This window comes from Streptacidiphilus sp. MAP12-16 (assembly GCF_041262165.1).
In the GTDB taxonomy this organism is placed as follows: domain Bacteria; phylum Actinomycetota; class Actinomycetes; order Streptomycetales; family Streptomycetaceae; genus Streptacidiphilus.
The window spans coordinates 104,231-130,549 of sequence record NZ_JBGCBY010000024.1; the positions used below are offsets into that span (position 1 = coordinate 104,231).

The window sequence follows — 26,319 nt, forward strand, 5'->3', positions numbered from 1 at the left end:
TCCTCGGAGGCGGCCTCCTTGATCGTGCATAGGCTGGTGGGATGCCGCTCATCGTGCTCTGGGACATCGACCACACCCTGATTGAGAACTCGGGTGTCAGCAAGGAGATCTACGCGGCGGCGTTCACGGCGCTAGCAGGGCAACTGTCTCGCGAGCCTGCGGTGACAGAGGGGCGGACCGATCGTCTGATCATGGCGGAGATGTTCCGTCGGCACGGACTGTCGGTGCCGCCGTGGGAGCAGGTGGCGCGGGCGTTGGAGGAGGCCGGAGCCGGGCGGGAGGACGACCTGCGCCGACGAGGCCGCGCACTGCCCGGAACACGGGAGGTGCTCAAGGCACTGGCGGGGGTGAACTGGGCGGTGTCGTCGGTGCTGACGGGCAACATCGCCGCCAATGCCCTGGTCAAGCTGCGCGCGTTCGATCTGAACATTCTGCTTGACCTGACGGTAGGGGCGTACGGGGCCGACAGCGAGGACCGGGCCGGACTGGTGGCGGTGGCCCGGCAGCGGATCGGTGCCGCCTACGGACTTGCGTCGGACACGCCGGTGGTCCTGGTCGGGGACACGCCTCGGGACGTCGAGGCTGCGCTCGCCACCGGTTCGAAAGTCGTCGCTGTGGCCACCGGCGTCAATGGCGCGCAGGAACTTCGCGAGGCCGGGGCCGAAGTCGTGCTTCCTGATCTTTGTGACACAGCGGGGCTGATCTCCCAACTACGCTCCTGGGCAACCGGGTAGGTAGCGGTGCCGGGACGTCCGGGACGTCTGGACTGGCGCGCTGTCGTCGTGAGGCGGGCATCGTTATGGTCACTCCCATGGATCAGGTTGGATGGGCCCGTGACCGGGCCGAGCGGCTGCTTGCTGGACCTCTGCCGCGGCGCTGGGCACACAGCCGGGGTGTCGGCCGTAAAGCGGAGTCGATCGCCGGGCTGCTCGGCGACGACGGTGACGTGCTGGTCGCAGCGGCCTGGCTGCACGACATCGGGTATGCCCCCGCCGTGGTGACCACGGGATTCCACCCCCTGGACGGCGCGGTGTACCTGCGCGACGTGGTGGGCGTCGATCCGGACGTCTGCCGGTTGGTCGCCTATCACTCCTGCGCTTCCATCGAGGCGAGCAGACGCGGCCTCGCAGAGAGCATGGCCGCCGCGTTCGCGCCCGTCGGAGGGGTGCTTGCCGCCGCACTGACCTTCTGCGACATGACGACCTCGCCGGACGGGGAGCCGGTCGACGTCGAGGCTCGGCTCGCAGAGATCCTCTCCCGCTACGGGCCGGGGCATCTCGTTTCGGAGTCCATCGTGCAGGCGGCACCGCAGATCCGGCGCTCGGTCAGAACGGTCGTCGACCTCATCGCTGACTCCTGACCTTGCGAGGTGGCACCGGCTATCCGAGGTACGGCAGTTGGCCACCGTCGAGGTAATGCGCGATCCGCATCCGCATAGACCGGTCCATCGTCAGCCGACTGACGCCTTCCGGTTCGACCCAGTGCACCTCGCTCGACTCGCTGCTCGTCGTGGGCACACCGCTCAGCGGCCGGGCGGTCAGGACGATGGAGAACTCTTCTCGCACCTCGTCGTCGCTGGTGTAGTGGATGACGTGGCCGGGGTCGGTGTAGATGCCGACGAGTCCGGTGATCTCGCAGGTGATACCGGTCTCCTCCACGGTTTCGCGTACAGCCGCCTCGACCAAAGACTTACCGAGGTCGATCGCTCCACCGGGGACCGCCCAGTTGTCGTTGTCGGTTCGGCGGATCATCAGGATGCGCCCCTACTCGTCAGCGACGATCACATTGACTGAGGGAACCCGGCTGTTGGCGGCAGGTGCCTTCGGGTCGTCACCGTAGTAGTCGATCCTGCTCGGCATCGCGGCATCACTCCATGGGGATCGCGCTGTCCCAGACTTGTTCGAAGCTGTCCAGGTAGGTGTCGACCATGCTGCCAGCTTCGGTTCGGCACAGGTGCAGCACCGGGGCTTTCGCGGCGGTGAAGCCGTGGATGTGGGTGTTCACCAGCAGCTTGTCGTCAGCCTGGTAGAGCGAGTTGTACAGGACCGTGTCGTGGAGCCGGAACTGGATGCCGTCCACTCCGCGCAGCGGGGCATACATGACCAGGGCGTTCCTGATCTTGCCGCCACTGCGTCACCGACGCCCTCGTCCGTCCCGCGCTGTACGACGTGCTCGCTGTCGGGGTCTCCGAGCAGGATCCGTACCCGGACGCCGAGTCGGGGCTCGGTGCGCATTATCCGGTGGATACCGGTGTCCTCGGAGGGAAAGAGGCCGCTGTAGACCAGGACGCCGATGTCCGTCTCGGCGCTCTCGAACACCCTGCGCCATAGGTCGCCTGGAACCGTCCAGCGCTGCGGGTAGACCGCGCGGATCTCGCTTCCGCTCGCACCTGCCGGGGAATCAGCAGAGGAAGCCTCGGGCCAGAGGTAGTCCTCGTCCAGTCCGAGATGCGCGGCTGCGGCATGTCGGTGACGGCGGTACGGGGTGCGACCCGTCGCGATCCACCGGTCGATGGTCTTCGCGTCCACCTTGACCGCGGCTGCGAGGGCTTGCGACGTCAGCCCCTTCGACAAAAGCGCTGCGCGCAGTCGCTCGTTCGGCTTCATCAAGCGGGTGTACCCAGGTCGTCCTTCTGCAAGCCCCCAACGCAGCCCTCGGGTTGACGATGCCTCACTCATTGAGTCGGCGTTTGGAGGCGGCCGATTCGGTACCAATCCACCGGCATGGTCTTCGACGCCCCTGGGACGTCCGCAGGACGTCCCAGGGGCGTCCCTTCCTGCGGTTCCGGCGTCCTTAGCAGCGCTGGAACATCAACCGTGTGGTCGCAGAGAAGGAAGGCAGCAGCAGTCGAGTCCAATCGTCGTTCCGGGTCCGCCCGCGAAAGCGCCAGGAGGAGGTGATCGTCATTCCAGCAGACCGTACGGTCTCTGGCCTCGGAGCAGCCGTCACGATGGTGGCCTTCGAGCCGGCGCCCGCTGTCCCGTCGCTGTGTTGTGAGTTTCCAGCTGAACCAGTGGCGACCCAGAGGGCTCGTCGTCTGGTTCGGGAGCACTACGGCGGATGCGGTCCGCCTGATGTGCTCGGCGATCTGGAGCTGGTGGTTACCGAGTTGATTGCCAACGCCGTCGCCGCCTCGGCCTCCGGGGAAGGAGTGGGGCTCAGCGTTCGGCCCAGCGGTCCCGACCTGTTGGTGGAAGTGCACGACCGAGCTCGCGCCGTCCCGGTCCGCCGGTCCGCGGAGGTGCTCGGCGAGGACGGCAGGGGGCTTCTGCTCGTCGGGCAGCTCAGCCAGGGGTGGGGATGGCATCCAGCTGACGGCGGCAAGGTCGTCTGGGCGCTGGTACGACTCGCGTCGCAGCTCCCAGTGCCGGAGACCGTGACCGCGTAGGCGCAGCATCTGCCCGTTCCCTTGGGTACGACTGTGCGTTTCGTTCAGGCGCCGTAGAGGCGCGGGAGAACCATGCCCATTTTCGGAGACCTACTGCGGGAGCTGCGCAAGCGGCCCGTCCGTAGCAGCACCGACCATTGGAGGATCGTTGTGGAGCTGTCCCTGATCACCGACGAGGTCAGTCAGGAACCGGAGGAGGCGCTGCAGCTGGCCAGCGCCTACGGTGTCCGGAAGATCGCTGTGCGCTCCGTGTGGGGCCGGAACATCGCGCTGTGCGACGAGGCGGACGTCGAGCGTCTGGCCAAGCTGTTCGCCCGGTATGGCGTCGAGGTGTCGAGTGTGCTGTCGCCGCTGTTCAAGTGCCACCCGCAGGGGGCCGCGGAGAACGGCCTCGTGGATCCGCACTTCGTCGGCCTGCCGCCCGTCTTCGAGCAGCACCTGGGTGCAGCCGCCTGGCTCGGTCACGTCGCGGCGATGCTGGCTGCGCCCGCAGTGCGGATCTTCACGTTCCTGGACAGCGAGACGTCGGCTGCGGGGCCGTTGTCTTCGGTCGAGCTCGGCACGATCAGCCGCGTGATCGCCGGCTGGCCCTCCCAGGTTCGAGCCGCTGTCGAGAACGAGCACGTGTGCCGGGTGAAGACCCTGCCTGAACTTGAGGCGCTCGGACAGGCGACGGGCCTGCACCTGGTCGTCGACCCGAGCAACCACTTCCTGGCCACCGGAGTGGACGGACTGCAGGACCTCACACCTGAACTGCTCAGCCGCACCGTGGACGTCCACGTCAAGGACCGGGCGGGGAAACGGTATGTGCCGGTCGGCGAGGGCGAGTTGCAGTGGCCGCAGATCTTCGAACGGCTACGTACCTACGGCTATACGGGGTCGGTGACGCTGGAGTCGCACCTGCGCGGCGATCTCGACGGGATCGACCGCTCGCTGCGGGCGCTGCGCCGGTGGGTGACGGCATGACACCGCACGGGACGGCGCGGGGGCCCGCGCCGCTGGGCATCGCCGTGGTGGGCTGTGGGCGCTGGGGGGCCAACCACGTCCGCGTCGCCGCCGACACCGCCGGTGTGCGGCTCGTGGGCGTCGTGGATGCCGACCCGGAACAGCGGCACCAGGCGGGTCAGAGCCACGGGGTTCCCGCCTGGTCGACTCTGGAGCAGGCGCTGGAGGACCGGCGTGTCGAGGCGGTGATCGTCGCGACGCCGGCAGGCACGCACGCGGAGCTGGTGCGCCGCGCCTTACTGGCCGGACGGCACGTCCTGGTGGAGAAACCCGCCGCAATGAGCGTCGCCGACGCGTCCGAGATGGTGCGGATCGCTGCGGGCGCAGGGAGGCAGCTGTCGGCGGGACACACGTTCCTGTACGCCCAGCCGGTCCGCAATATCGCGTCCTGGCTTCGCGACGTCGGTCCGAGCAGGCCGTGGCTGGCGCGCAGCGAACGTCTGGGCGGGCGGCGGCGCGCCGACTGCAGCGTGCTGTGGAACTTCGGCCCGCACGATGTCTCCCTCTTACTGCACCTGCTCGGCGAGCCCGTGGTGGAGGTCGCCGCACGGGGGCACCGATTCCCGGGCAGTGGCCGTCTGGACACGGTGACGGTGGACCTCGGCTTCGCCTCGGGGGCACGAGGCGAGATCTACCTCGGCTGGCGGCATCCCGGCGCGAAGCGGTCGCTCCGGCTGCTCGGTGAGGACTGGGCGCTGCGTTACCGACACGGCCACCTCGACGGGCAAGACGTCCTCACTCTCACCGGACGCCCGGAGGATGCAGTACTGGGTTCCGGTTGCCTGCGCGACGAGCGGAACGCACTGGGCGGATACGTCGAACCGCTGCACCGCCAGCTGGAGGAGTTCGCCTCCGCCTGCCGCACCGGGACCCCGACCGTGACCGGACCAGAGCACCTGCTGGCCATCACCTCCGTACTGGAAGCCGCCGAGTACTCCGCCGCCCTGGGCGGTCTGCCGTACCGCATCGCTTCCGCGGCGGTAAGCAGCGAAGATCGGCCGTCGTTCACCGCCTTCGCCACGACCTGGCCCCGCACATGACCGGAAGGAGGTCGAGTATGTACACCTTGGGACTGAACCTGACGCGCACCGCGACGGGTATCTACCTGCACGACGGCGCCGCCGCGCTTCTGCTGAACGGGGTGCCGATCGCTGCGGTCGCCGAGGAGCGGCTGACACGGCGCAAGCACTGCGGTGGCGTGGCAAACGCGGCCCGATACTGCCTGAGCGCAGCGGGCATCGACCTGGCTGAGGTCGACGCAGTCGCCGTGAGCATCTGCTGCGAGGTGTCGCCCTCGCCCCGCTGGGCCGCCCAAGCACTACGGCGCCAGGGCTTGGCGGTACGCGACGACCAGGTCGTCGTGGTCCCCTCACATCACCTCTCGCACGCAGCCAGCGCCTTCCTCGCCAGCCCGTTCCCCGAAGCGATCACTGTGGTGGCGGACAACGAGGGCAACATCCTTGGCCCGCGTCGCCGCCGCGACTACTGGCTCAACGCACTGGAGCGCACCACGGTCTGGGCCTGCCGCGACGACGGGGAATCGCCACCGGAGCTGAAGCGGATCGCCAGTCACGGTGACAGCCCCGACGTGCTGTCGCTGGGCGCGGCATACGGCTACTTCACCCGCTGGCTCGGCTACTCCAGCTACCACGACGCCGGACAGACGATGGCCCTGGCCGCCTACGGCAGTGGCAAGTGGGCCGAGACCGACCTCTTCGACTGGCAGGACGGCCGACTGGTCTGCCGACTTCCGCAACAGCACCAGAATAAGAACGAGGCCACGGCAGCGTGGCTCCGCAGCGAACTCGGCGTGACCGCTGCGGCCCGGGAGCCGGGTTCGCCGCTGGACGAGGTGCACTTCGAGGTCGCCGCCCTCGCCCAGGCAGCCCTGGAGCGCGCCCTGCTGCGCCTGGTGGGCGACGCGGTGGAGCGGACCGGCATCCGCTCGGTGTGCCTGGCCGGCGGCGTGGCGTTGAACTGCGTCGCCAACCACCGCATCACCCGCGAACTCGGCCTGGACGCGCTGTTCGTTCAGCCCGCCGCCTCGGACGTCGGCCAGGCACTGGGCAACGCCCTGTGGGCGCACCGCTTCCACCTCGACGGGCCTCGAAGCTGGAGCATGACCAGCAGCGCCCTGGGCCGCACGTACACCGCTGCCGAGGTCGCCGCCGCGCTTGCGGCCCGCGGCGACCAGGTTCGCATCGAACACGCAAATGACGACCTGGCCGAGGCAGCCTTACGACTCGCGTCCGGGCAGGTCATCGGCTGGTTCACCGGCGGCAGCGAATACGGCGTCCGTGCCCTGGGCCACCGCAGCATCCTGGCCGACCCCAGACGCGCCGACACCAAGGTCCGCCTGGACACGGAGATCAAGCAGCGTGAACCGTTCCGCCCCTACGCCCCGAGCGTCACTTCCCGGACCGCCGCAGACTGGTTCGACCTGCGGCCCAGCGAGCAGGTACCCGGCGCCCCGGCCGGCTTCATGCTGCAGGCCACTGCGGCACTCCCCGGGCAGCGTGAGCGCATCCCGGCCGTCGTCCACGCTGACGGCAGCGCCCGCGTCCACGTCGTACGACCGGAGACCAACCCTCGCTACCACGCGCTGATCGAACGCTTCGCCGACCTGAGCGGCGTCCCCGTGCTGCTGAACACCTCGTTCAACGCGGCAGGCAACCCGATCGTCGAGACCCCGGCCGACGCGGTCGCCGAGTTCCTGGCACTCGGCCTGGACGCCCTGGTCTTCGACGGCCTCGTCGTCACCCGCACCTCGGTCTGCTGACCGCACCGTCCACTGGGCCGGACACTTCCGCTTCGGCCTGCCCACAGGAGGAACCGCTCATGGCACACTCCCTCTCCTTCGATCCCACCTCCAGCGGGTGCGGCTCCTGCGGCACCGGCACAACTGCCGCGGCCAGCACGCCCGTACTGCTGCCCCTGCCGCGGCTGCGCCCGGCCACCACGGCGCCGGACGAATACGGCCGCGACGGCCTGCCCCTGCTTGCAGACCAGAGCGCTGTGGCGCTCAGTGCCGTCTACCTGGACGCCACTGCCCTACCCCCCGTCCCGGTCAGGGGCGACGGACCCCAGCTGGAGTCGAACACGCAGCTGATCGACCTAGGTGACGGTGCCTGGTGCCTCAACCACGCCCTACGCCAGCAGCAGGTCTTCGGCGGACAGTTACTCCGCGACACCGTCGAGGACCTCCGGGTCGGCCGGACGCCCAGCGACGAACACCTCGTCCGGACCCTGCTGGAGCACGGCCTCCTGGCCGACGCCGGCAGCGCACCCGAGGCGTACCACCGAGAGCTGATGGCCCAGGAGGACACCAAGCAGGACGTCGAGCCGTCCTTCACGCTGCTGCGCATCCTGCTGACGGACGTCTGCAACCTGTCCTGCTCCTACTGCAAGGTCATCCCCAACGTCCTCGCGCCGCAGGCGGAGCCCACCGAGGCCCATCGGCTGGAGGAGACCATCGCGTTCTTCTTCACCCACTCCGACCCGGCCCGACCGAAGATCATCCACATCACCGGTGGTGAGCCCACCCTGTTCTTCCACCAGGTCCAGCACATCGTCACCACCGCTGAGCGCCTGGCCCGTCCGGGCGAGAACTTCTGGTTCGTCATCGGCACCAACGCCACCCTGATCCGCGAGCGGCAGGCGGCGTTCCTAGCCGAGCACGACGTCAAGTGCATCGTCTCCATGGACGGCCCCGCCGAGATCCACGATGAACTGCGCCGCAACCACGGCGGTCGCGGCTCCTGGCGCATGGTCGACGCCGGGGTCCGCCAGCTCCAACGTGCCGGAGCCGAGGTGTCGCTGTCGATGGTGCTGGGTCAACACAACTTGAGCCGGGCCGAGGAGATCATCGGCTGGTTCATGGACACCTACCAGCCCACCGGACTGGGCGTGAACTTCATGAAGCCCCCGACCCCGGACCAACAGGACTACGACCAGCTGATCGACCCCGGCCACTACGCCGAGCGCATGTACGCCATCCACAAGGCGTTCCGAAACCGCGGTCTGTTCCTTGAACTCGTCTACCGCAAGCTCCAGCCCTTCGTGGAGCAGCGCTACCGCTTCCACGACTGCGGCGCAGCCGGGGGCACCAACCTCAACGTCGACGCCAAGGGCAACGTCGGCCCGTGCAAGAGCTTCCTGGTGATGGACAAGCTCGCCATGCGGGCCCTGGACATCGACGCCTACCGCTCCACCGTGGTCGCCCAGTGGCGCAAGCGCTCACCGGTCTACTACCAGCACTGCGAGGGCTGCGCGGCCCGGGGCATGTGCGGCAACGGCTGCGCGTACGACGCGATGGTGCACTCCGGCGACGAGATGGCCATCGACCTGCGCAGCTGCGAGTACACCCAGCGCTTCAACCGCCTGTTCCTCCAGGACCTATTCGAACAGATTCGCCCGTCCGGTCCGATAGCGCCGGGCTGGTGGTACCTGCCCACGCGCGCCGAGCGCGACCTGCTCCTGGGAGCCGTCAGCGCCCGCCCGCGCACCCTCTCGTACTCCATCGGCCACCAGACACTCGACTGAGGACGGACCCGATGCCGCAAGACCCCACCCCCGACTCCCAGCGCTTGCGCCAGGCCGCCACCGAAGCCTTCCACCAGCATCTGCTGCCCGCGATCCGCAACCACCTGCCGCAGGTCGAGCCCCTGATCACCGCTACCATCACCTCCTCCGTGGCCTACGGCACTGCCGATCAGTACTCGGACCTGGACGTCTTCCTGATCTTCCGGCGCGAGAGCGACTACCGGCAGCACGCCTCAGCCCTGGCCAAGCTCGTCGAGAGCCTGGGGCTGGAGCAGCTGTACGGGGGGATCTGCGACAAGGGCATGCGTTTTGAGATCGAGAGCCTCCCACGCGCCGACCTCGCCGGCCTCTTCCACCACCCCGAACGCCCCGAGAACTGGCACCGGCAGACCGAATGGCTGCTCGCCTGGTTCCTCGACTCCCATCCCGTCCACGACCCCGCCGGCGTGCACTCCGCCTTCCATCGGCGGGCCGGGCGCTGGCCCCGTGCCGTCCTGGCCGAACGCCAGGACGACGCCTGGACCCGGATCACCACGTGGACCGCGACCGCCCGCCGCCTCCTGGCTGAGCAGGGACCGACCTACCCGGCTGTCCGAGCGGCTTACCGCGCCGCCACCGCCGGCCTGGAAGCCGCCTACCTGCGCGCCGAACGCTTCGCACCGCACCCCAAGTGGCGCGAGGCGTACGCCAACACGCTGCTTGCTGACCACCCCGCTGCGGGCCCGCTCCTGGCCGCCCAGCAGGACCTCGCCCGTGTCCTCGCAACACCGCCCTACCGCCTGGACGCCGTCAGCGCGGCCCTGGAACGCCACCTGGGCGTCCAGTGCCCGCCGGACCGCGTCCGGGCGGAGCCGGACTGGCAGTCGGTGCTGGCCGGTGCAGCGGACACCTTCACCGACGCGCTGGGGACCGTTCGCGTGGTGCGGGAGCGCGCCCCGGGGCCCCGCGTCCTGCACGCCGTCCGCGAGGCCGCAGCCGCAGGCGCGACGGTGTACATGGCCTCCGAGACCGGCAGTGACCTGGCCATCTCCGGGCGAGGCGGCTACGACCGACAGATGCGCATCTCCCACCAGCTGCGCTGGCTGGACGAGCACGCAGGTCCGGGCGGGCTAGCCGAGGAGTCCGGGCGCGTCCGTCGGCAGCGCTGGCGCTGCGTCAACTTCCTGATCTGGCGCAAACTCCGCGTCGCGGACAAGGCCGCACGGCGCGGTCTCCTCTTCACCTCCCGGTGGTACCAGCAGCAGGTGGTGGACCATCTCGTCGAAGCGCAGGCACTGCTCGCAGGGACAGAAGCGCCGGCCCTGCACCGTCTGGTGTCACAGCGCATGCCGTACCTGACGCCCGAGCTCGCCGATCTCCTCGGTGCGCGGCGCGCGGACGTGCGGATGGCGGACGTCTCCGAGTTCCTCACCTGGGGCTGGCACGACTTCACCGCACTGCAGGACGCCCTGGTGCAAGCGAAGCTGCTCGATGCCCACGACGTGGCCGACCCGCTGGCCAGTCAGTGGGACATCCAGTACTGGAAGTACGAGAACCTCTTCACCTGAAGCGGAGAAATACCGTGAAGCAACTCGCGCTACTGGGCTCGCCCGTCGGCGACGCCCTGTCCCCGATCCTGCACCGGGCCGCCTATACGGAACTCGGCCTGCCCTGGCGGTACTCGGCAATCGACTGTCCGCCCGACCAGCTCGAAAACCACCTCGCCGAGTGCCGGGCCGGGGCATGGGCCGGCTTCTCCCTGACCATGCCGCTCAAACGGGTCGCGATCCCGATGCTCGACGAGATCAGCGAACTCGTCCGGCAAACCGGGGCGGTGAACACCGTGGTGGCACGCGAGACATCGCTGATCGGCGAGAACACCGACGTCCACGGCATGACCCAGGCGCTCCGCGGCATCGTTAGCTCGGCGCCGACGGTGGTGACGATCCTCGGCGGTGGGGCCACCGCCGCCACCGCCCTCGCCGCCGCGCGCAACCTGGGGGCCGTCCGGGCGACCGCCGTCCTTCGGAACCCCGCCCGCGCCCTACCGCTGGAGGAAACCGCCCAGCGCACGGGCATCGAACTGCTGGTCCGGCTCTGGAGCGAGGCCGAACAACACCTAACGGCAGACCTCGTCATCTCCACCGTGCCCCCGGGCGCGGCCGATCGCCTGGCGGCCCGATGGCCGCCGGGTTCCGGCTCGCTTCTGGATGTCGTCTACCGGCCCTGGCCCACACCCCTCGCCCGCTCCGCGCGGCTGGCCGGGCGCACTGTCACGGGCGGGCTCGTCATGCTCGTCCACCAAGCGGCGCTCCAGGTGGTGCTCCAGACCGGCTGTCCCGCCCCTCCGCTTGCTGCTCTGCGGCGGGCTGCCGCGCTGACCGCATCGGCCAGTGACGATATGTCAATCACTTGTTAGGAGTGGATCATTGCCATCCGAAACCGGGTCGATGGCACCCAGGAGGGTCACTATGATGGGGCGGGTGATCGATCTGAAGGCCGCTCGCCAAGAGCCAGACACCTTCCGCGCCGCCCTCGCCCGCCGTGGCGCGGCCGACGACTTCGACGCCCTGCTCGCGGTGGACGCGACCTGGCGCGAACTGACCGAGCGGGTGGACCAGCTCCGATCTCAGAACAAGCCGAAGGGGACTCCCACCTCCGAGCAGATCGCCCAGCTCAAGCAGGTCAAGGAGCAGCTCAGGGACGCCGAGGAGCAGCTGACCGCTGCGGCCGAGCAGCGGCAGTACCTGCTCGACCGACTCCCCAACCTCCCACACCCCACCGCCCCGGACGGCGGCGAGGACGAGGGCGAGATCGTCCGCACCTGGGGCGAGATCCCCATCTTCGGCTTCACCCCCAAGGACCACCTGGAACTGGATTCCTCGGCCGGGTGGGTGGACATGAAGCGCGGCGCGCGGCTGTCCGGCTCGCGATTCGCCTATCGCGTCGGCGATGTCGCCCTCGCCGAGACGGCGCTGTACCGCTTCGTGCTGGACCACATCATCAGCAAGGGCTTCACGTACCTGCTGCCGCCTGTCCTGGTGAACGAGCGCGCCATGTACGGCACGGGGTACCTGCCCAACGAAGAGAGCAACCTCTACCGCCTGGACAAGGACGAGCTCTACCTGTCCGGCACCTCCGAGGTCGCTCTCGGCGGCTTCCACATGGACGAACGCCTTGAGGAGTCGGAGCTGCCGGCCCGCTACACCGCGTTCTCCACGAACTTCCGACGCGAGGCGGGCTCGGCGGGCAAGGACACCCGGGGCATGTTCCGGGTCCACCAGTTCGACAAGGTGGAGATGTTCGTCTTCTGCCTGCCCGAGGACTCCGAGCGGATCCACAACGAGATCCTCGCCATCGAGGAGGAGATCGTCCAGGCCCTCGGGCTGCCGTACCAGGTGGTCAACATCGCTGTCGGCGACCTGGGCAACCCCGCTGCAAAGAAGTACGACATCGAGGCATGGTTCCCGGCCCAGCAGCGCTACCGCGAGGTCACGTCCTGCTCGAACACCACCGACTACCAGGCCCGTCGACTCAACACCCGGGTCAAGCGCGAGCACGGCAGCGAGTTCCTCCACACGGTCAACGGCACCGGGATCACCGCCCGCGCGCTGCTGGCCGTCATCGAGAACTTCCAGGATGAGCACGGCGTCGTAGCGGTTCCCGAGGTCCTGCAGAAGTACGGAGCTCCCGCCCGGCTGGGCCGCGCCTCCTGAACTTCCACGCTCAGGCTGGGCCGGACTCCTGGGACGGAGTCCGGCCCAGCGGGCTGTCCAGCTCCCGTTCCAGGTCGTCAAGGAACGCGTGCGCATAGGCGCGGCGAGCCGGGGCCAGTTGCTGGGCACGAGGAGTACGAAAGACTGCGCGCTCGACGAAACCGCGGGCCAGCCGCAACGTCTCCTCGATCCGTTGGCCGCGCGCACCGCCCGTCGTGAACGCCTTCGCGATTCCGAAGGCCCCGATCGCTTCCCAGTAGTTCGCGTCGTGCACCAGCATCTCCTCCAGCGACACCGGCGCGGTCAGATGCCGCTCCAGGGCATGGATTCCCTCTGCCACCTCGCCTGGGGACCAGCCGATCCCGGCAAGGAATCCCGAGGTGCCCCGACGGAAGGCTGTATCCCCCAGTTCAGGTATCAGGCCGTGGAAACAGGCGATGAAGTAGAGCAGCTCTCGCCTGGGCGCCTCGCCCTCTGCCAGCAATTCGACGCGGGCCAGGATCCGTTCGACGTGCACGAAGTCGTGAGCCGGGTCCTTCCCGGCGTAGTGCGGCCGTGCCTCGGTGGCGTAGGTGGCTGCCTGAGAGCGAGGCTCCCACGTCGAGGGGAAGGCCATGGTCGCCTCCGGAAGAGAGCCCTGCTCGCTGGCGAATCGGGTGGTCGGATTTCAGCCCACCGCACCGCTGACCCTCTGGCATCTTGACGGGGCCGAACGGAGCATTCACGAGGCGGAGCGCCAGCCCGTTGGCGACCGCAGGTCTGTGTGGGCAGACCCGGACGTTGTCCCGGGTCAGAGTCGCGGCGGTTGGGCAAGGGCGTACCAGGAGACCGTGAAGCCGAGGGAGAGGATTGAGCTCGAAAGCTGGCGCCGCCAGCGCGCCGTCGCTTGCATGGCCGGATCGTGGCTCCTGCCTAGGCCAGATGACACCAGCCCCGCTCGGTGAACCATGAACACATTGCGGCCCGACCAACGTCGGGCGGGGTGTCCGGTGGCCTGCCCGACCAGCTGGGCCGTGGCGTCGTCAGCAAGCGTCGGCTGACGCATCGACTGCTGGCGGACATCCGACTCCGGCGAGGATCAGAACAGAAGTGCGGCGGATGACTCATCTCGGTCAACCCCTCGCTCTAACAGAAGCCGCTTCGCCTCGGACCCCGTTGATCCCCACATGAAGACCTCATGCCGGATCCCCGTAGCTATGGCGAGCGCGCTCCTGAGCACCATGGCCCTGGCCAGCCCCGCCTATGCTGCCGCCTCGGGCTGCACGCATAACTGGGACGGCCCTCAAATCTGTATCGACGTGGTGGGACCCAGCGTCTACCTCGATCACGTGACCGCGACATGGACCAATCCGCCCAAGAACCTGCAGACGGACCCCGTTCGGGAGATCTACTGGTCCTCCAATCCCCGGGACGCCCCCTGGGTAATCGGTGCCGTTGCCCACCGGCATGGCGGCACCCTCACCTACACGTTCAATGAACGTGGCACCACGCACTACTCCGACGTCAAGGTCTGCGTTGAGTTCGGCGGCAGCAAACGTCGGGCATGTGAGGACATCATCGCGCGTGACCAGTGAGTACACCGCCTCCCTGAACCCCAGTCGCGTCCCCTTCGCCTCCTCGACCTGGACCAGGGGGGAGTTGTTCCGCAGCCGTGAAGGAGAAGCCCAACGGTGCCGGTGACCTCGCCGCTGTCCGACTCGATCGGCACCGAAACCGGCACGGGGGGCTCCAACCCGCTGGGAAGAATCACGTTGAGCAGCTCGGAACTGACACTGCTGGCGAAGCACTGGATCCTGCGACTGGTCCCTGAGCTCACACTGTTACGGGGCCGCCTGCCCCGGTGGGCGCTGCTGACGGCCGCTGCGGCGGGAGCGGTGACCGCTCGGGTGGGATGGCGGCCCGAACTTCTGGCCGACCTCCTGATCCTGGCCGTCCTCGGGCCGGCGCTGAGCCTGATCGACATGCAGGTCCTGCGCCTTCCCGATCGGATCGTGCTCCCCGGCGCGGCGCTGCTCGGCATACTTCTCAGCTCGGCGGCCTTGGCGCAGGGCGAGCCGCAGCGACTGGTCCGGGCCTTCGAGGCGACCTTGGTGGTGACACTCATGCTCGGCCTACTGGCGGTGTTGTGGCCGGACACCCTCGGGCTGGGTGACGTGAAAGTCCAGGGGCTGTTACTCGCTCCGCTGCTGGCTTGGGGCAGCTGGGGCGAACTGGTTGCCGGGCTGGTCGTCACGATGGGCATCGCCTCCGCCCCGGGGCTATGGCGGCTCGCGCGCGGTCGGCGCGGCGGGATCTTCGCCCTGGGACCCTACTTGTTCGCGGGGACGACGCTGACCGTGCTGCTGTACTGACCGCGCGGATGAGGTCAACGGTCCGGAGTCCGGGGCCAGCCGTCTGCGTGAAGCTGCGGTGCGGCACACTGTCGCGCATGGCTTTGGACGAGGTGGGGGCTGCGGTCGTCGCCGCGTGGTGCAGCGATCTCGAGCGGCTGCGTGCGGATCGGCAGACGTGGCGGAGCCTGGCGTACCTGCGGGGCGAGGACGAGCGGGGATACGAGTGCGACCTCCACGAACTCGCCCGGGCCCGGGCGCTGTGGACGCTGCAGTACGCAAGCACCCCGGAGGATCTGCCGCTGCTGCGGTTTCTGCTCGGCCAGGAGGCGACTGCCCGCAGCGAGGATCCGTTCCAGGGCTGCGGGGAGGAGTTGGAGCTGGCAGGGCTGCTGGTTGCCGAGCACCGGCAGGTCCACGATGTTGCGTTGCAGTGGCAGGCGAAGACGGCGAACTTCGACACCTGGTGTGGCTACGACCTGGCCTTCGTCCTGGCGGGCGGGGTAGAGGACACGGTCGCTTTCGTCCGCGCCGGCGCGCTGGAGGACCGCGAGGCGCTGCTGCAGCGGATCACCGGCGAGCAGGGCGGGCCCGCGATGTCCCAGGAGGACGTCGATGCGTGGCTCGTGGCGACACGGGAACGCTTCCCGCGCGATCCTGCCGACGAGGCCCCCTGGACCTGGATGGATCGCCTGCGCCGACTCGGCGATGGCGACGGTGCCCGTCACTACCTGCGCCTGTGGGCTGTCGAACTGCCGCAGGACAACCCGCACGCACTCGGCGGCCTGCAACGCGAACTCGCCGAGTTCGGCGACTTCACCGAGGCCGCCGACGTCCAACGGCGGGTCCTTGCCCTGATCCAGGGCCCCGATGCACGGGCCGCTGGCCTGCGCCGCCTGGCCGAACTCACTCGCCTGAGTGGTGACTTCACCACGGCATGGCAGTCACTGCAGGACTCCCTGGGCCACCTGGACGATCAACCCGGTTGGCGCGATGCAGGGTTGGGGCGGTCCTTCATCGAGGAGCACTTCCTGCTTGCCGCAGCGGCAACCGACGACAGCCTCGCCCGGATCGTTCTTGACGCCGGGCACCGCTATGCCGGAACGGTGCCTCGCTTGCCGCTCTCGATGCTCGAGGTTGCCGTGCGTGCTGCGGTGCGGGTCGGCGACGCGGACCTTGCCTGGCACTACCGGACTGTGTGCGACACGGAGCGGCGGCGGATCGAGGCGGGGCTTGGCTGAGCTCAGTTCGCCGCTCTGGGCAGGGCCAGCGCGTACCAGGCGATCTTGAAGCCGGAGTGGACGCAGAATCCCCAGCAGCCCCGAGAGAGCTGGTGGACGATCTGCAGGCCGCGTCCGCGCTCGGTGAGCTGGGCGAGGAGGGCGTCGATGCCCGCGCCGCGATCTTCCGGGCGGGGTGCGAACAGTGACCCGGTAGGGGCTTCGACCGGCGGTGGGACGGCTGTACTCCGGTCTCTAACCTCGACGATGATGTCGACCGGCGTCGTGCGCAGCCGAAGCTCGTAGGGGCCGGTGGCGTGGAGATGGGCGTTGGTGACGAGTTCGGAGGCCATCACGAGAGCGTCGTCGAGTTCGTCAGGCGCGACGTTCAAGTCGGTGAGCGCGCAGCGCAGGTGCTGGCGGGCGTCGGCGGCCGGGGTGTCAGTGCTGCGGCCCCACGCGTAAAGGGTGCGGTGCTGGGCGCGGTGGGTGCGGACGGTCATCGCCGGGCCCCCCAGTTCTTGGGTGCGGCGTGGCGGGGCCGCCGGCGATGACGACCGGAACCTGGTCCGCAACGGAGGCGGAGGTCGGCGGCGAGGAACTGCCCACCGGCCGGTCCGAGGTGGGCGACGGCGAGGAGTAGCGGGGTAAGGACGGCGAGGAGCATGGCTGGTCCCTCCGAATCGATGGATCGGGTTGTGGATCAGCTGAACTCGGATTCGGCCGAAGCGGAAGCTGCTGGTCAAGAGGTCTTTGAGGTCCTTTCTACGGCCGGGCAGGCAACATGATCGAGGGTCGGTGGCGGCTCGCAGAGACGGCCTCGCCTGTCCAGTTGGAAGGGCACGCTTCACTGACGCACGACATCTACGGCCCGCTGATCCCACGCGATGCTCTGGATGCCGTCCTCGCACACCCCGGAACCTGGGACGACCCGCAAGACGCGTCATGGGAAGGCGCCGTGACCCTGTCCCCGACACAAGCCTGGAGAGACGCCCCTCCACCGATGACGACCAACACCAGCCACCGCCGCGCGCCAGCTTGACGTCGTGAAAGACGGGATGTCTGCCTGCAATCTGCCCGAGTGGCCTCCTGGCCTTGACCGACGCGGGACCTGACTGCGGCAAGGTGCGCTGGCGGGAACAGTACGTCATGGCCAACACGTTGTGGATCTTGTAGGCACCGGCAGCAGACTGTTCAAACACGTTCCGCGTCCGCGAGAAACGGATCGTCAGGGCGCGCCTGTGTGTGCCGATTCGGCCCCAAGGCGATGGGGGATGCTGTAAAAATGGGCTCACCCTGTCAGAGCCCGGGCCCCCGAGATCTTGGGAGGGTGGGTCGCCAGCTTGACAAGTAGCAGGAGGATTTTGCGTTGCAGGTCATTGCTCAGCGATTCGCCCTTCCAGCCTCTCCCGCTGCCGAAGGCGGCCATGCCAAACTCTTTAAGTCCGTTGATCTCGAAAACGACGCTGCCGCGGTAGCAGTCAAGATATTCGATCCGTCAAAAAACCTTGATGATCGAGTACTAAAGGCGGCTTGGGCAAATGAACTGGACGCCTATCAGGCACTTGGCGACCATCCGAACCTAGCGCGACTGATCGACTGGGGACGATGCGACAACGGGGCTCCCTATCTCGTTTTCGAGTGGCTTGAGAAGGATCTCCTGCAAGGTCTAAATGATCTTGACATTGAGGGGTGGGATGATTTTTGGCCGATCGCTCGCGATATCCTTTCGGGGCTCCAAGCTATCCACTCCGAAGGCTATGTGCATCGTGATATCAAGCCAGAAAACGTTCTGATTGCGGAAAACGGGCGATTTAAGATCGCCGACTTTGGAACTGCTCGCATTGCCGAAACGGTTAGCATCGGCTTGACTATGGCCCCTCTAGGGACGATTCCCTACGCTCCCGAAGAGAGAGGAACTAGGAGCCCCACGGCAGCGTACGATGTCTACTCGTTTGCCGTGCTGACGATCGTCTGTTTGACTGGAAGAATTCCCGTAGATGCGGCAGCAGTTGAGGCGGAGTTTGCGGACCTTGATCTTCCACCTGATATTTCTGCAGCGCTGTTGCCATGCCTATCTACCGAAGCAGACGAACGCCCGGAGAGCGCTGGCGTATTGCAGGCGAAGCTTACAGCAATTCAAGAAGAGCGAGAAGCGAGGCGCGCTCCTGAAACCGAGATCTTCTTGGACCTATCTACGGCTTCCCTAGAGGCATTCAAGCGACAGTATGGGATTATCCTCACGACCGATCGTATTCTCGAGGATATCCATGCCGTCTGCGCTCTTTCTTATGACACTCGAGCAAATAGTCAGCCGGATCTGCAGATCTCTGGACAGACGCTCCTCCTTCGTGTCCAGCCACATCACACCCGACACGGCGTACTGCGAGTAGTACGAATTCTACGCCCGCAGGCGCAACTGGTTGAGGCAGCTAGGGCGAACTGGTACCGCCCCAAGCTGAAGTTCAGAATGAGCGCACCGACAGATCCAGCTCGAGCGGCTCGCGAACTCGTGGATCAAATGCAGATCGTCAGCGAGATGGATGCAAAGCGAGCTGAGATCGAGGTCAGTTCTGCGGAGGCAGCGGCCTTTTCCGGATGGCGTTCGGTGCTTGACGCAAAATTCGCTCTCGAAAATGGTCGAGGAATTAAGGCAAATTATGATAGCTTTCGTCGAGATGGCAGCAGAATCCGATTCTCGGTTTCCGACGCAACTGGGCTGGAAGTTGGTGAAGGTCGACTTGTGCGAGCGGGGAACCGTAGGGTCCTTTTCGGAGAAGTTGAAGGAATCGAGAACAGTGAAGTAATTCTCTATGTTACTAAGGGCGAGGCAGCGGATCTCCCCCGCCGAGGTACGTTGGAGTTCGATTCGGAGGCGTCAAAATCCAAGCTTAAGCGCGAGAGGGAGGCGCTTGAAAAGATTGCCAGAAGGAAATCAGCCCGCCCTGATCTGCGTGAACTTCTCCTTGATCCGCAACAGAGTGCAGTGCCGCAATCTGTCGACGTTACGGAATTTTTTCAGGAGGGTCTGGACAGTGCCAAGCGGGAGGCGGTATCTGCCTCTCTCGGTGCACGGGACTTCCTTCTTGTTCAAGGACCCCCCGGAACTGGAAAGACCACTTTCATCGCGGAGCTTGTGTCGCAGCATCTACGCAGTAACCCTAAAGGGCGGATCGTTCTCACTTCTCAAACACATATTGCGTTGGACAATGCACTCATGCGTATCCGCGAGATGGATCCTGAGGTTAGCCTCCTCCGCCTGGGCCGCGCGGATAGGATTGCTCAGGACGTGGAACCTTTCTCGGTTTCCGCCCAAATGGATCAATGGCGCGAATCAGTACTTCTTCAGAGTCGCGACTTTGTTAAAGAGTTTGCGGCTCGCCTTGGCATTGATATCGATGCTGCGGATCTGAAGAATTCTGCCCTCGATTTCGAGCGCAGGAATCGTCGCGTGGTGGACTTGCAAAAGGAGATCGATTCACAGCAATCTGATCGCCGCACACTTGTGGCAGAGATCGATCGCCTCAACTCTCTCGCTGGACCTATCCTCAACATTGCCTCCGAAATTGAGAGTGCAGCCAGAAATGGTAGCGGTACTGATCTTGTGGCTGTAGCGCAACGGTTTATCGAAACCGGCGTAACTCTTGCGGCCCAGCTTGAATCCGCTGGACCGCTGGGCGAGAAGCTTGTGGAGATGGAAGCGAAGCTCTCTGAATGGCGTGCTGTTCTGAAGGATCAAATGTCACAGCAAGGCATCGCGAGAACAAAGGTTGCCGAGGCACTTGGGGCAGGATCCGAAGAAACTAACGAGAGCCTAGTTTCTTCAGCGCTTTCACGAACGAATTTCGATGACCCTAGACTAGCTCGGCTTCAAGAGATCTCTTCCGACTGGGAAGATAGATTTGGCCGAGGGAGCGAGTTCACAGCGGTCTTGGTTGCCCGCGCACAGGTTGTCGCTGCTACCTGCGTCGGTCTCGCTGGTGTCCCGGGCACAGATTCAATGAATTTTGACTTGTGCATCATCGATGAGGCGTCCAAGGCTACGGCTACAGAATCCCTGGTGCCGTTGTCACGCAGCAAGCGCTGGGTGCTGGTCGGTGATGATAGACAACTTCCTCCTTTCGTTGAACAGGCCCTAGACGATCCTGCGGTGCTAAATCGCTTCAATATTAGCCGCCAGCAGATGCGCGAGACTCTGTTCTCCGTTCTATCGGAGCGCCTTCCAGAATCATGCAAATTCTCGTTGACGCATCAGCACCGGATGCATCCGACGATCGGCCGACTAGTCAGTCATTGCTTCTACAATGATCAGCTTACCTCTGAGCCGAGGGACCTTTCCGCCGTTGTCCAACAATCTCTTGGGGCAGCAGCACTCTGGGTCGATACTAGTGACCGTGGCGATAGGCGTGAGAGCAGAGTGGGGAAGAGCCTTCGAAATAAAGGCGAAGCTCGAGTTATTGCAAAGCTGCTAGATAGGATTCAGTGGGTTGCCGACCGACTCGGATCACAAAATCTGAGCGTGGCAGTTCTCACTGGTTACGAGGCGCAAAGGCGAGAGATTGTTGAGAGTCTTGCCGCTGGAGAACTTGGTAGGAATCTATTGAACGTGCGGGTCGCAACGGTGGATTCATACCAGGGGCAAGAGGCTGACATTTCGATCTTTAGCACTACTAGGTCGAACGAGAGCGGCGACCTTGGATTCTTGGGTAGTCAAGAGCGCGTAAACGTCGCGGTCTCCCGTGCTAGGGACGGCCTTGTAATTGTTGGAGACGCGGCGTTCATCGACTCAAATCTCGGCTCCAGAAACCCGCTCAGAGCAGTTCTTTCGCACATGCGTAGCGATGGTGACTGTCAAATCCAGAAGGCTGAAGATTCATGACCGAAACCCCCATTGAGGATATTGTTCAACGTCTGTCGCGGCGCACTGGGTATCGACTTGTAACGTACAGGGAAGTGGGGCTTCCATTTTGGGAAGTTCCGGTTCGCTGTCGACTTTTGAAGCGAAAGCCCCTCGGTGTTCTTGATGAGTTCACTCTGCGATGTATTGAAGCAGGGCTGAATATCAGTGACGATATTGCTCGCTTTCTGAATCTTCCAACGGAAGTTACGGATGCGGTAATGGGTCGGCTCGTAGTCAAGGGGCATATCAGCGCGGTGCCCGCGAGTGGAGCGGTGTCCGTTGCCGGCGATACACCTAGATTTCACTATGTGCTTTCAGAGTCGGGCAAGAAGTCGTGCGCCGACCTTGCGGAAATCACTCCTGAGGAGCAAACGCTACGCCTGTCTTTCGACGGGCTCACGCGGAAGTACGTGCGTATTGAAAAATCACTTAGGTGGCGACCTAGAGATTTGCGGCAGCATGATATTCTGGAAATTCCAGCGTATCCTGTGGATCCGCCCACTGTTGGCCCGGATGACACCTCTGAGGTATCAATCGTGCTGCAGAGCGTAACTGAAACGGCTAAGTATGACCTAATTACGGTAATGTCCCTCGATGGGCGGCGAGAAAAATTCTTCCTCCGAGCAATCGCACTCATCTTTGAATCTGCGGATCGCCCGGATGAAATCCAGGTTCAATTTGCGGTAGACGGAAGAATTAGTGAAGATCACAGTCTTGCATTCGCGAAATCTGAAGGTATTCGGAAAATCGGAATCACTGGGCCCTTGCGAGATTCCGAGTCAACAGTTGATTCACTACTAGGTGAAGAGCTTCTCCAGTTGCGCGCTGACGAGGCTGAGATCGCAGCCATCAGGCGAACGGCTGAGAGTTATAAGAATCAATTGGCAGGATTCGAAGATCGGGTCTCTATTGCTACGGATGAGCAAAAAGAGCCTCTGGTTGACCTGGCCACGGAAATGGCAGGCCGCCTTGACGAGGCAGAGGCAGCACTAAAGGGAATTCCAGTAAGAGTTCTGGAAGTTCATGAGCACAGGCCGCTAATGTTGGATGCCCTGTCGTCTGCCAAGGAGAGGCTTATGATCATCTCCCCCTGGATTCGCGCGGCCGTTGTAAACGCACGATTTGTCGCTGATCTTGAACGCCTGATCTCCTCTGGGGTTAACGTAGATATCGGTTATGGTATTGGCGGCGAGGGCCCCGCAAGTGAGGCCGATAGGGCCGTAGAAAGGAAAATGAACGACCTGGCCAAGAAGTACGAAACCTTTAACTTCGTCCGACTTGGTGATACACATGCGAAGGTTCTCATCGTAGATCACTCATATGCCGTGGTGACCAGCTTCAATTGGCTATCGTTTAAAGGGGATCCCAATAGGCCGTTTCGTGACGAGAGAGGAACAATGATTACCATTAGATCTGAGGTTGATAGGCTCCATGCCGACTATATGGCACGTTTGAGTTCTGTTGGCATTTGATGCTACTGGTAGTCAGCAGGTCTGCTTGATGAGCTGATTGATGTCGTAGTCACGGCATATCGGCTTTGTCCACTAGCCGACCGCATACGCACCCTCGGCCCCAACCACCCCCACACCTTCACCAGCCGCAACAACCTCGCCACCGCCTACAGCCACGCCGGACGCCACACCGACGCCATCACCCTCCACGACGGCTTGGACGGTGCGCTCGGGGAACTTGGTGGCGAGCAGTTCGGTCATCTCGCGGGCCAGGGCGATCTTTCCGGTGCGGCGCGGTGGCCACAGTCGGGCCAGGACTGGCAGCCGGTCTGGAGCGAGTGTGGCACCACGCGCGCTGCCACCGCCTGTTCTCCACCGCACGCTGGTCCATCGACGAGGTCGGGCTGGCCCTGGCCGGCCTGATCGTCGAGCGCCTCCTGCCGGACGGTGCACCGCTGGTGGTGGCCGTGGACGACACGTTGTTCAAGCGCTCCGGGCGCAAAGTCCACGGAGCTGCCTGGCAGCACGACGGCGCCGTGAAGGGCTCCCATCCGGCTGGGTTCGGCAACTGCTGGGTCGTAGCCGGTCTCATCGTCACGGTGCCGTTCCTGTCCAGGCCGGTGTGCCAGGCGTATCTATTCCTCGGGCGTCGGACCGACCTGACCAGCAATCACGACAGGCTGCTCATGCCTGACGAGTTGTATGTGGCCGATGGCGCTCTCGTGTACCGGGTGGAGAATCAGGGTGCCGCCTCTTGGGGCGTCTTGCTGGAGGATCTGGGCGATGACGATCTCGGCACCGTGATGCGTGGCGCCTGTCCAAGGGCGATACCGCGGCCGCCGGAGTGCGGGGGTGATGGAGAGTAGAAATCTACCGTTGACCGAGTACGCGGAACCATGCCGAACCAGAGTGTTCGATCTCGGTTTGGGTGTAGTCCTCGGGGCGAACGTGCGGGTGGCCTTGGAGCACGACGCCTTTCCATAGGTCTTCCGAGATGCCGACGACGAGATCCCCGCCCGCGCTGAGCAGGTTGCGTCCGAACGTTGCGTCGCAGAGCCGAGCGGCCACAGTCACGGCGTAGCCGGTCGGCCCATGACGGTCGTCTCTGACCGTGACGCCCTGGTGGATGCCGACCCGCAGTCTTTGCCGGTATTTAGCAAGCTGGTTCGCCCCGCGCACGGCCTCGTGCAACTCAGCGACCCAAAGCCCCAGGACGCGGTGTGGCGGCACTGTTGGGTCGAGCACAAAGAACAGGCCATCGCCTCGATCAACTAGCTCAGTGGCACCGGGATCGATGGATACCTTGGCGAGCGCCGACTTCACGCTTTCGAACAGTCCTCTGCGTTGCCATGCGAGTACTGCGTCGTCGCCAGTCTCGGGCTGGTGCAAACTGACGAAGATCACGACCCGCCGGGCCGGGGCCTCGACGACACGGCTCAGCGCGGCCGGTGATGGTCCACTTGTGGACCGCAGATCCAAGTCCGTGGCAGCCCGCTTCCACAGTTCAAGGAAGCCGTCGAGTTCCTGCTCGGGGCTGGTGTTGCGGGCCCGGGTCGCAAGGATCTCGACCAGGGTGTCGACCACGTCCCAGCGCGGGAGCGTCGGGGCGGTCAGCGCGCTGTGCAGGCTGCTGCGGGAGATTCTGCCGTTGGTGATGGCGTCGGCCATCACCTTCAGGGAGGGGCGCCCGGCGCGCAAGTGCAGTGCGTGTAGCGCGTCGTTGAGGTCCTTGAGCGGGCCGCGGTCCAACTCTGGTCGCTTCAGCTGCCCCGGCCTGCCCACCAGCGCCCCCTGTCTAGAACCGTCCAGAACCGTCCAGTCAGCATTCCAGAGCGTCCGGATGTATGGAGTGCTGTTCGGGTATGTGGCCTGCCGTAGCTGAGTGTTCAGAAGGTCCGGGACTAGGTAGACCGTGGTTGCAGTCGCCGTCGCCGACGTGCAGCCAACCCAAGGAGACTGCTGATGCAGACAACGCCTCCTCCCGTCCCCGCGGAGAAGTCCCACCGGTGGAAGGGGCCAGCGCCGGACACGCGGTTCGGAGTGTTCTTCTGGGCTGTACTCGCAGGGCTGGCGGTGTGGCTGCTGGTCGATGTTCTGCCGCACCACCTCTACTTCGGATGGCGGTGACGCGGCTGATCGGCCGCCGTCAGCTCCTGGTTGGCCCCGTCCGAGATCCCGAACGGGGCCAACGCTGTTGGCAATCCTGACTGGTGTGCTGCGCCGCGCGGAGATCGGTGGATTCCTCACCAGGGATCTTCGGCCGATGTGCTGGCATGTCATCAGGAACCAAGGCATGGCGTCCGGCGACGCCGCAGCGGGGGAATCGGGGGGTGCCCCGGCGTGCAGGGAGCGCGTCGCCGCGCCCGCACACCGATACGCGCTGCATCCAGCACGCCCGGAGTCTGAAAGGCGCAATTCCAGCCTTGGAGGTGGTGACCTGCGGAAACGCCGGGGACGGTGGCTGCAGGGCTGGCCCTGGCGAGCGTCGCGGCCCGCCGACCGTGACACTGGCTGTGCTCGGACTCCAGTCACTGCCGTGCGGGCGGGCATAGGCTCCTGGTCCTCACGAGCTCGCTTCCGAGGAGACCCCACATGTCTGTGTCGTTGCGCGCACGCCCCGCCCGGACGCTGGCTCTTGTGGCCCTCGCTGCGATGCTCAGCGCGGCCGGCTGCTCGTCGGTGCCAGCCGCCCCGACCAGGACGCCCATCCCGGTATCCGCGTCGGCCACGGCTGCGACCACGGCGCCCAGCACGCCCTCGGCCTCGCTGACGACAGCGGCCCCAGTGTCGCCATCGGTCGCCCCGCCTGCGCCGACAACCGTGGCCCCGGTCGCGCCTGCGCCCGTGCGGACTGTGCCGGTGCCGGTCGCGCCGAAGACAACGCACGCCGCCCCGGCGACAACTCCGGCCAGGGCCGCAGGTGGTAACTGTTCCATTCGCTCCAACGCCGGGAACTGTTATGAGGCTGGGCAGTTCTGCCGCAGGGCAGACATCGGCAAGACCACGACGAACGACCACGGTGTGACCATTCGATGTGTCAGCTTCGGCAGCGGGCAGCCGCACTGGGAGTACTGACCGACATCGTCAGTACGCGGTTGTCTGCCAGTTGTTGAGCGCGGCCGGCGGGGCCGCCGTCACCGTCAGGCGGGGACACGCATGATGGCTCCGCGGGCGTCGCCGTCCTCGGGACCGGCGGCAGGGGCGCTATCTGCCGCGTTGGTGACCGCCCGGATCCAGCGGGCTTCGAGTGTGTTGAGGAGGGTCTGCTCGATGCTGTCGGCGACGTGGGAGTAGATGTCGTTGATCTTGTGTTCCATGCGGTGGCCGAGGCGGCGGGCTTGGGCGACGTCGGGGATGTCGTCTTCGATGAGCCAGGTCTTGTGGGAGTGGCGCAGGCTGTGGAAGGTCAGGCCGGGCTTGATGGGCTTCCAGGTGGTGCCGTCGGTGAGGGTGGTGCCGTGTACGGCGGGGGCCCAGATGCGGCGTTGGAAGGTGGAGCGGCGCAGGTGCTTGTCGCGCACGGTGCGGAAGACGACGTCGCTGCGGGTGCGTTTGAGTTCGGCGGCGAGGAGGGCGGCGAGGAACGGGGGCAGGGTGACGGTGCGCACCGAGGAGAGGGTTTTGGGGGTGCCGTACTCGAGTTGGCCGTTGACTTCGTGCAGGGAGCCCGTTTCGGCGTCGATGACCAGCCGGGGGCGCTGGCCGGTGAGGTGGCAGCGTTCGCGGCGCAGGCCGGCGAGTTCGCCCCAGCGCATGCCGGTGTAGGCGGCGGTGATGATCAGTAGGGC

At 65.6% G+C, this 26,319-nt stretch carries 23 protein-coding genes and 1 pseudogene; 18 read left to right on the plus strand and 6 right to left on the minus strand.

The window, feature by feature from the left end:
• Positions 1-41 precede the first annotated feature (41 nt).
• On the plus strand, positions 42-734 hold the full coding sequence (locus tag ABIA33_RS27750; protein ID WP_370085355.1) for an HAD family hydrolase: 693 nt from the start codon (positions 42-44) through the stop codon (positions 732-734).
• A gap of 77 nt (positions 735-811) precedes the next feature.
• Positions 812-1,360, plus strand: coding sequence for an HD domain-containing protein (locus ABIA33_RS27755; protein WP_370085356.1), 549 nt, complete (start codon positions 812-814; stop codon positions 1,358-1,360).
• Between the two features lie 19 nt (positions 1,361-1,379).
• On the opposite strand, the gene ABIA33_RS27760 is transcribed toward ABIA33_RS27755, so the two are convergent.
• Both ABIA33_RS27760 and ABIA33_RS27765 read right to left on the minus strand, forming a co-directional pair.
• A complete protein-coding gene (locus tag ABIA33_RS27760; RefSeq protein ID WP_370085357.1) occupies positions 1,380-1,751 on the minus strand; it encodes an NUDIX domain-containing protein in 372 nt (123 codons plus the stop codon).
• Positions 1,752-1,866: 115 nt separating this feature from the next.
• Positions 1,867-2,100, minus strand: a complete 234-nt coding sequence (locus tag ABIA33_RS27765; protein ID WP_370085358.1) for a hypothetical protein — start codon at positions 2,098-2,100, stop codon at positions 1,867-1,869.
• Between the two features lie 850 nt (positions 2,101-2,950).
• On the opposite strand from ABIA33_RS27765, the gene ABIA33_RS27770 reads away from it, so the two are divergent.
• The 8 genes from ABIA33_RS27770 to serS all read left to right on the plus strand — a co-directional run bounded on the left by ABIA33_RS27770 (position 2,951) and on the right by serS (position 12,630).
• The gene (locus ABIA33_RS27770; RefSeq protein ID WP_370085384.1) at positions 2,951-3,388 is read left to right on the plus strand and encodes an ATP-binding protein; all 438 of its coding nucleotides are present in this window, start codon (positions 2,951-2,953) and stop codon (positions 3,386-3,388) included.
• A gap of 72 nt (positions 3,389-3,460) precedes the next feature.
• The gene (locus ABIA33_RS27775) at positions 3,461-4,354 is read left to right on the plus strand and encodes a sugar phosphate isomerase/epimerase family protein (RefSeq protein WP_370085361.1); all 894 of its coding nucleotides are present in this window, start codon (positions 3,461-3,463) and stop codon (positions 4,352-4,354) included.
• Positions 4,351-5,433, plus strand: a complete 1,083-nt coding sequence (locus ABIA33_RS27780; RefSeq protein WP_370085362.1) for a Gfo/Idh/MocA family protein — start codon at positions 4,351-4,353, stop codon at positions 5,431-5,433. The genes ABIA33_RS27775 and ABIA33_RS27780 overlap by 4 nt, the downstream gene beginning before the upstream one ends.
• 17 nt (positions 5,434-5,450) lie before the next feature.
• Complete coding sequence (locus ABIA33_RS27785; protein ID WP_370085363.1) at positions 5,451-7,172, plus strand: carbamoyltransferase; 1,722 nt, start codon at positions 5,451-5,453, stop codon at positions 7,170-7,172.
• A 59-nt stretch (positions 7,173-7,231) separates the two neighbouring features.
• On the plus strand, positions 7,232-8,935 hold the full coding sequence (locus tag ABIA33_RS27790) for a radical SAM protein (protein ID WP_370085364.1): 1,704 nt from the start codon (positions 7,232-7,234) through the stop codon (positions 8,933-8,935).
• Between the two features lie 11 nt (positions 8,936-8,946).
• Positions 8,947-10,482 (plus strand): hypothetical protein, encoded by a 1,536-nt coding sequence (locus ABIA33_RS27795; protein WP_370085365.1) that lies wholly within the window; start codon positions 8,947-8,949, stop codon positions 10,480-10,482.
• A gap of 14 nt (positions 10,483-10,496) precedes the next feature.
• On the plus strand, positions 10,497-11,333 hold the full coding sequence (locus ABIA33_RS27800) for a shikimate dehydrogenase (protein ID WP_370085366.1): 837 nt from the start codon (positions 10,497-10,499) through the stop codon (positions 11,331-11,333).
• Positions 11,334-11,397: 64 nt separating this feature from the next.
• Positions 11,398-12,630 (plus strand): serine--tRNA ligase, encoded by a 1,233-nt coding sequence (serS, locus tag ABIA33_RS27805; RefSeq protein WP_370085367.1) that lies wholly within the window; start codon positions 11,398-11,400, stop codon positions 12,628-12,630.
• 10 nt (positions 12,631-12,640) lie between these two features.
• Here the strand turns inward: serS and ABIA33_RS27810 are convergent, their stop codons facing one another.
• Positions 12,641-13,246, minus strand: coding sequence for a hypothetical protein (locus ABIA33_RS27810; RefSeq protein WP_370085368.1), 606 nt, complete (start codon positions 13,244-13,246; stop codon positions 12,641-12,643).
• 580 nt (positions 13,247-13,826) lie between these two features.
• Between ABIA33_RS27810 and ABIA33_RS27815 the strand changes: the two genes are divergently transcribed.
• From ABIA33_RS27815 to ABIA33_RS27825, 3 genes are all read left to right on the plus strand, one after another.
• On the plus strand, positions 13,827-14,204 hold the full coding sequence (locus tag ABIA33_RS27815) for a hypothetical protein (RefSeq protein ID WP_370085369.1): 378 nt from the start codon (positions 13,827-13,829) through the stop codon (positions 14,202-14,204).
• 96 nt (positions 14,205-14,300) lie between these two features.
• Entirely contained in the window at positions 14,301-14,981 is a 681-nt protein-coding gene (locus ABIA33_RS27820) for a hypothetical protein (RefSeq protein WP_370085370.1), read from the plus strand.
• 77 nt (positions 14,982-15,058) lie between these two features.
• Positions 15,059-16,201 carry a hypothetical protein gene (locus tag ABIA33_RS27825; protein ID WP_370085371.1) on the plus strand — a complete coding sequence of 381 codons (1,143 nt, stop codon included), beginning with the start codon at positions 15,059-15,061 and terminating at the stop codon, positions 16,199-16,201.
• Positions 16,202-16,203: 2 nt separating this feature from the next.
• Here ABIA33_RS27825 and ABIA33_RS27830 read toward each other — a convergent pair whose 3' ends face one another.
• Positions 16,204-16,683 (minus strand): ATP-binding protein, encoded by a 480-nt coding sequence (locus tag ABIA33_RS27830; RefSeq protein WP_370085372.1) that lies wholly within the window; start codon positions 16,681-16,683, stop codon positions 16,204-16,206.
• Positions 16,684-17,549: 866 nt separating this feature from the next.
• On the opposite strand from ABIA33_RS27830, the gene ABIA33_RS27835 reads away from it, so the two are divergent.
• From ABIA33_RS27835 to ABIA33_RS27850, 4 genes and pseudogenes are all read left to right on the plus strand, one after another.
• The gene (locus tag ABIA33_RS27835; RefSeq protein ID WP_370085373.1) at positions 17,550-21,059 is read left to right on the plus strand and encodes an AAA domain-containing protein; all 3,510 of its coding nucleotides are present in this window, start codon (positions 17,550-17,552) and stop codon (positions 21,057-21,059) included.
• Positions 21,056-22,552 (plus strand): phospholipase D-like domain-containing protein, encoded by a 1,497-nt coding sequence (locus ABIA33_RS27840; protein WP_370085374.1) that lies wholly within the window; start codon positions 21,056-21,058, stop codon positions 22,550-22,552. The genes ABIA33_RS27835 and ABIA33_RS27840 overlap by 4 nt, the downstream gene beginning before the upstream one ends.
• An 84-nt stretch (positions 22,553-22,636) precedes the next feature.
• A pseudogene (locus ABIA33_RS27845) lies at positions 22,637-22,708 on the plus strand (hypothetical protein); the annotation flags it as partial.
• Positions 22,709-22,827: 119 nt separating this feature from the next.
• Entirely contained in the window at positions 22,828-23,397 is a 570-nt protein-coding gene (locus ABIA33_RS27850; RefSeq protein WP_370085375.1) for a transposase, read from the plus strand.
• A 4-nt stretch (positions 23,398-23,401) separates the two neighbouring features.
• Here the strand turns inward: ABIA33_RS27850 and ABIA33_RS27855 are convergent, their stop codons facing one another.
• Entirely contained in the window at positions 23,402-24,199 is a 798-nt protein-coding gene (locus ABIA33_RS27855) for a hypothetical protein (RefSeq protein WP_370085376.1), read from the minus strand.
• Between the two features lie 294 nt (positions 24,200-24,493).
• On the opposite strand from ABIA33_RS27855, the gene ABIA33_RS27860 reads away from it, so the two are divergent.
• Positions 24,494-24,658, plus strand: coding sequence for a hypothetical protein (locus ABIA33_RS27860; protein WP_370085377.1), 165 nt, complete (start codon positions 24,494-24,496; stop codon positions 24,656-24,658).
• A 1,013-nt stretch (positions 24,659-25,671) separates the two neighbouring features.
• On the opposite strand, the gene ABIA33_RS27865 is transcribed toward ABIA33_RS27860, so the two are convergent.
• Positions 25,672-26,319, minus strand: a 648-nt coding sequence (locus ABIA33_RS27865; protein WP_370085378.1) for a tyrosine-type recombinase/integrase, incomplete at its 5' end; no start/stop codon positions are given.

Excerpts from the sequence above, each read along its gene's own strand:
- ABIA33_RS27785 (WP_370085363.1), top strand. The coding sequence starts at position 5,451 with ATGTACACCTTGGGACTGAACCTGACGCGCACCGCGACGGGTATCTAC.
- ABIA33_RS27765 (WP_370085358.1), bottom strand. The coding sequence starts at position 2,100 with ATGTATGCCCCGCTGCGCGGAGTGGACGGCATCCAGTTCCGGCTCCAC.
- ABIA33_RS27815 (WP_370085369.1), top strand. The coding sequence starts at position 13,827 with ATGGCGAGCGCGCTCCTGAGCACCATGGCCCTGGCCAGCCCCGCCTAT.
- ABIA33_RS27775 (WP_370085361.1), top strand. The coding sequence starts at position 3,461 with ATGCCCATTTTCGGAGACCTACTGCGGGAGCTGCGCAAGCGGCCCGTC.
- ABIA33_RS27790 (WP_370085364.1), top strand. The coding sequence starts at position 7,232 with ATGGCACACTCCCTCTCCTTCGATCCCACCTCCAGCGGGTGCGGCTCC.
- ABIA33_RS27795 (WP_370085365.1), top strand. The coding sequence starts at position 8,947 with ATGCCGCAAGACCCCACCCCCGACTCCCAGCGCTTGCGCCAGGCCGCC.
- ABIA33_RS27840 (WP_370085374.1), top strand. The coding sequence starts at position 21,056 with ATGACCGAAACCCCCATTGAGGATATTGTTCAACGTCTGTCGCGGCGC.
- ABIA33_RS27825 (WP_370085371.1), top strand. The coding sequence starts at position 15,059 with ATGGCTTTGGACGAGGTGGGGGCTGCGGTCGTCGCCGCGTGGTGCAGC.
- ABIA33_RS27855 (WP_370085376.1), bottom strand. The coding sequence starts at position 24,199 with ATGGCCGACGCCATCACCAACGGCAGAATCTCCCGCAGCAGCCTGCAC.
- ABIA33_RS27860 (WP_370085377.1), top strand. The coding sequence starts at position 24,494 with ATGCAGACAACGCCTCCTCCCGTCCCCGCGGAGAAGTCCCACCGGTGG.
- ABIA33_RS27780 (WP_370085362.1), top strand. The coding sequence starts at position 4,351 with ATGACACCGCACGGGACGGCGCGGGGGCCCGCGCCGCTGGGCATCGCC.
- ABIA33_RS27770 (WP_370085384.1), top strand. The coding sequence starts at position 2,951 with ATGGTGGCCTTCGAGCCGGCGCCCGCTGTCCCGTCGCTGTGTTGTGAG.
- ABIA33_RS27760 (WP_370085357.1), bottom strand. The coding sequence starts at position 1,751 with ATGATCCGCCGAACCGACAACGACAACTGGGCGGTCCCCGGTGGAGCG.
- ABIA33_RS27810 (WP_370085368.1), bottom strand. The coding sequence starts at position 13,246 with ATGGCCTTCCCCTCGACGTGGGAGCCTCGCTCTCAGGCAGCCACCTAC.
- ABIA33_RS27750 (WP_370085355.1), top strand. The coding sequence starts at position 42 with ATGCCGCTCATCGTGCTCTGGGACATCGACCACACCCTGATTGAGAAC.
- ABIA33_RS27830 (WP_370085372.1), bottom strand. The coding sequence starts at position 16,683 with ATGACCGTCCGCACCCACCGCGCCCAGCACCGCACCCTTTACGCGTGG.
- ABIA33_RS27755 (WP_370085356.1), top strand. The coding sequence starts at position 812 with ATGGATCAGGTTGGATGGGCCCGTGACCGGGCCGAGCGGCTGCTTGCT.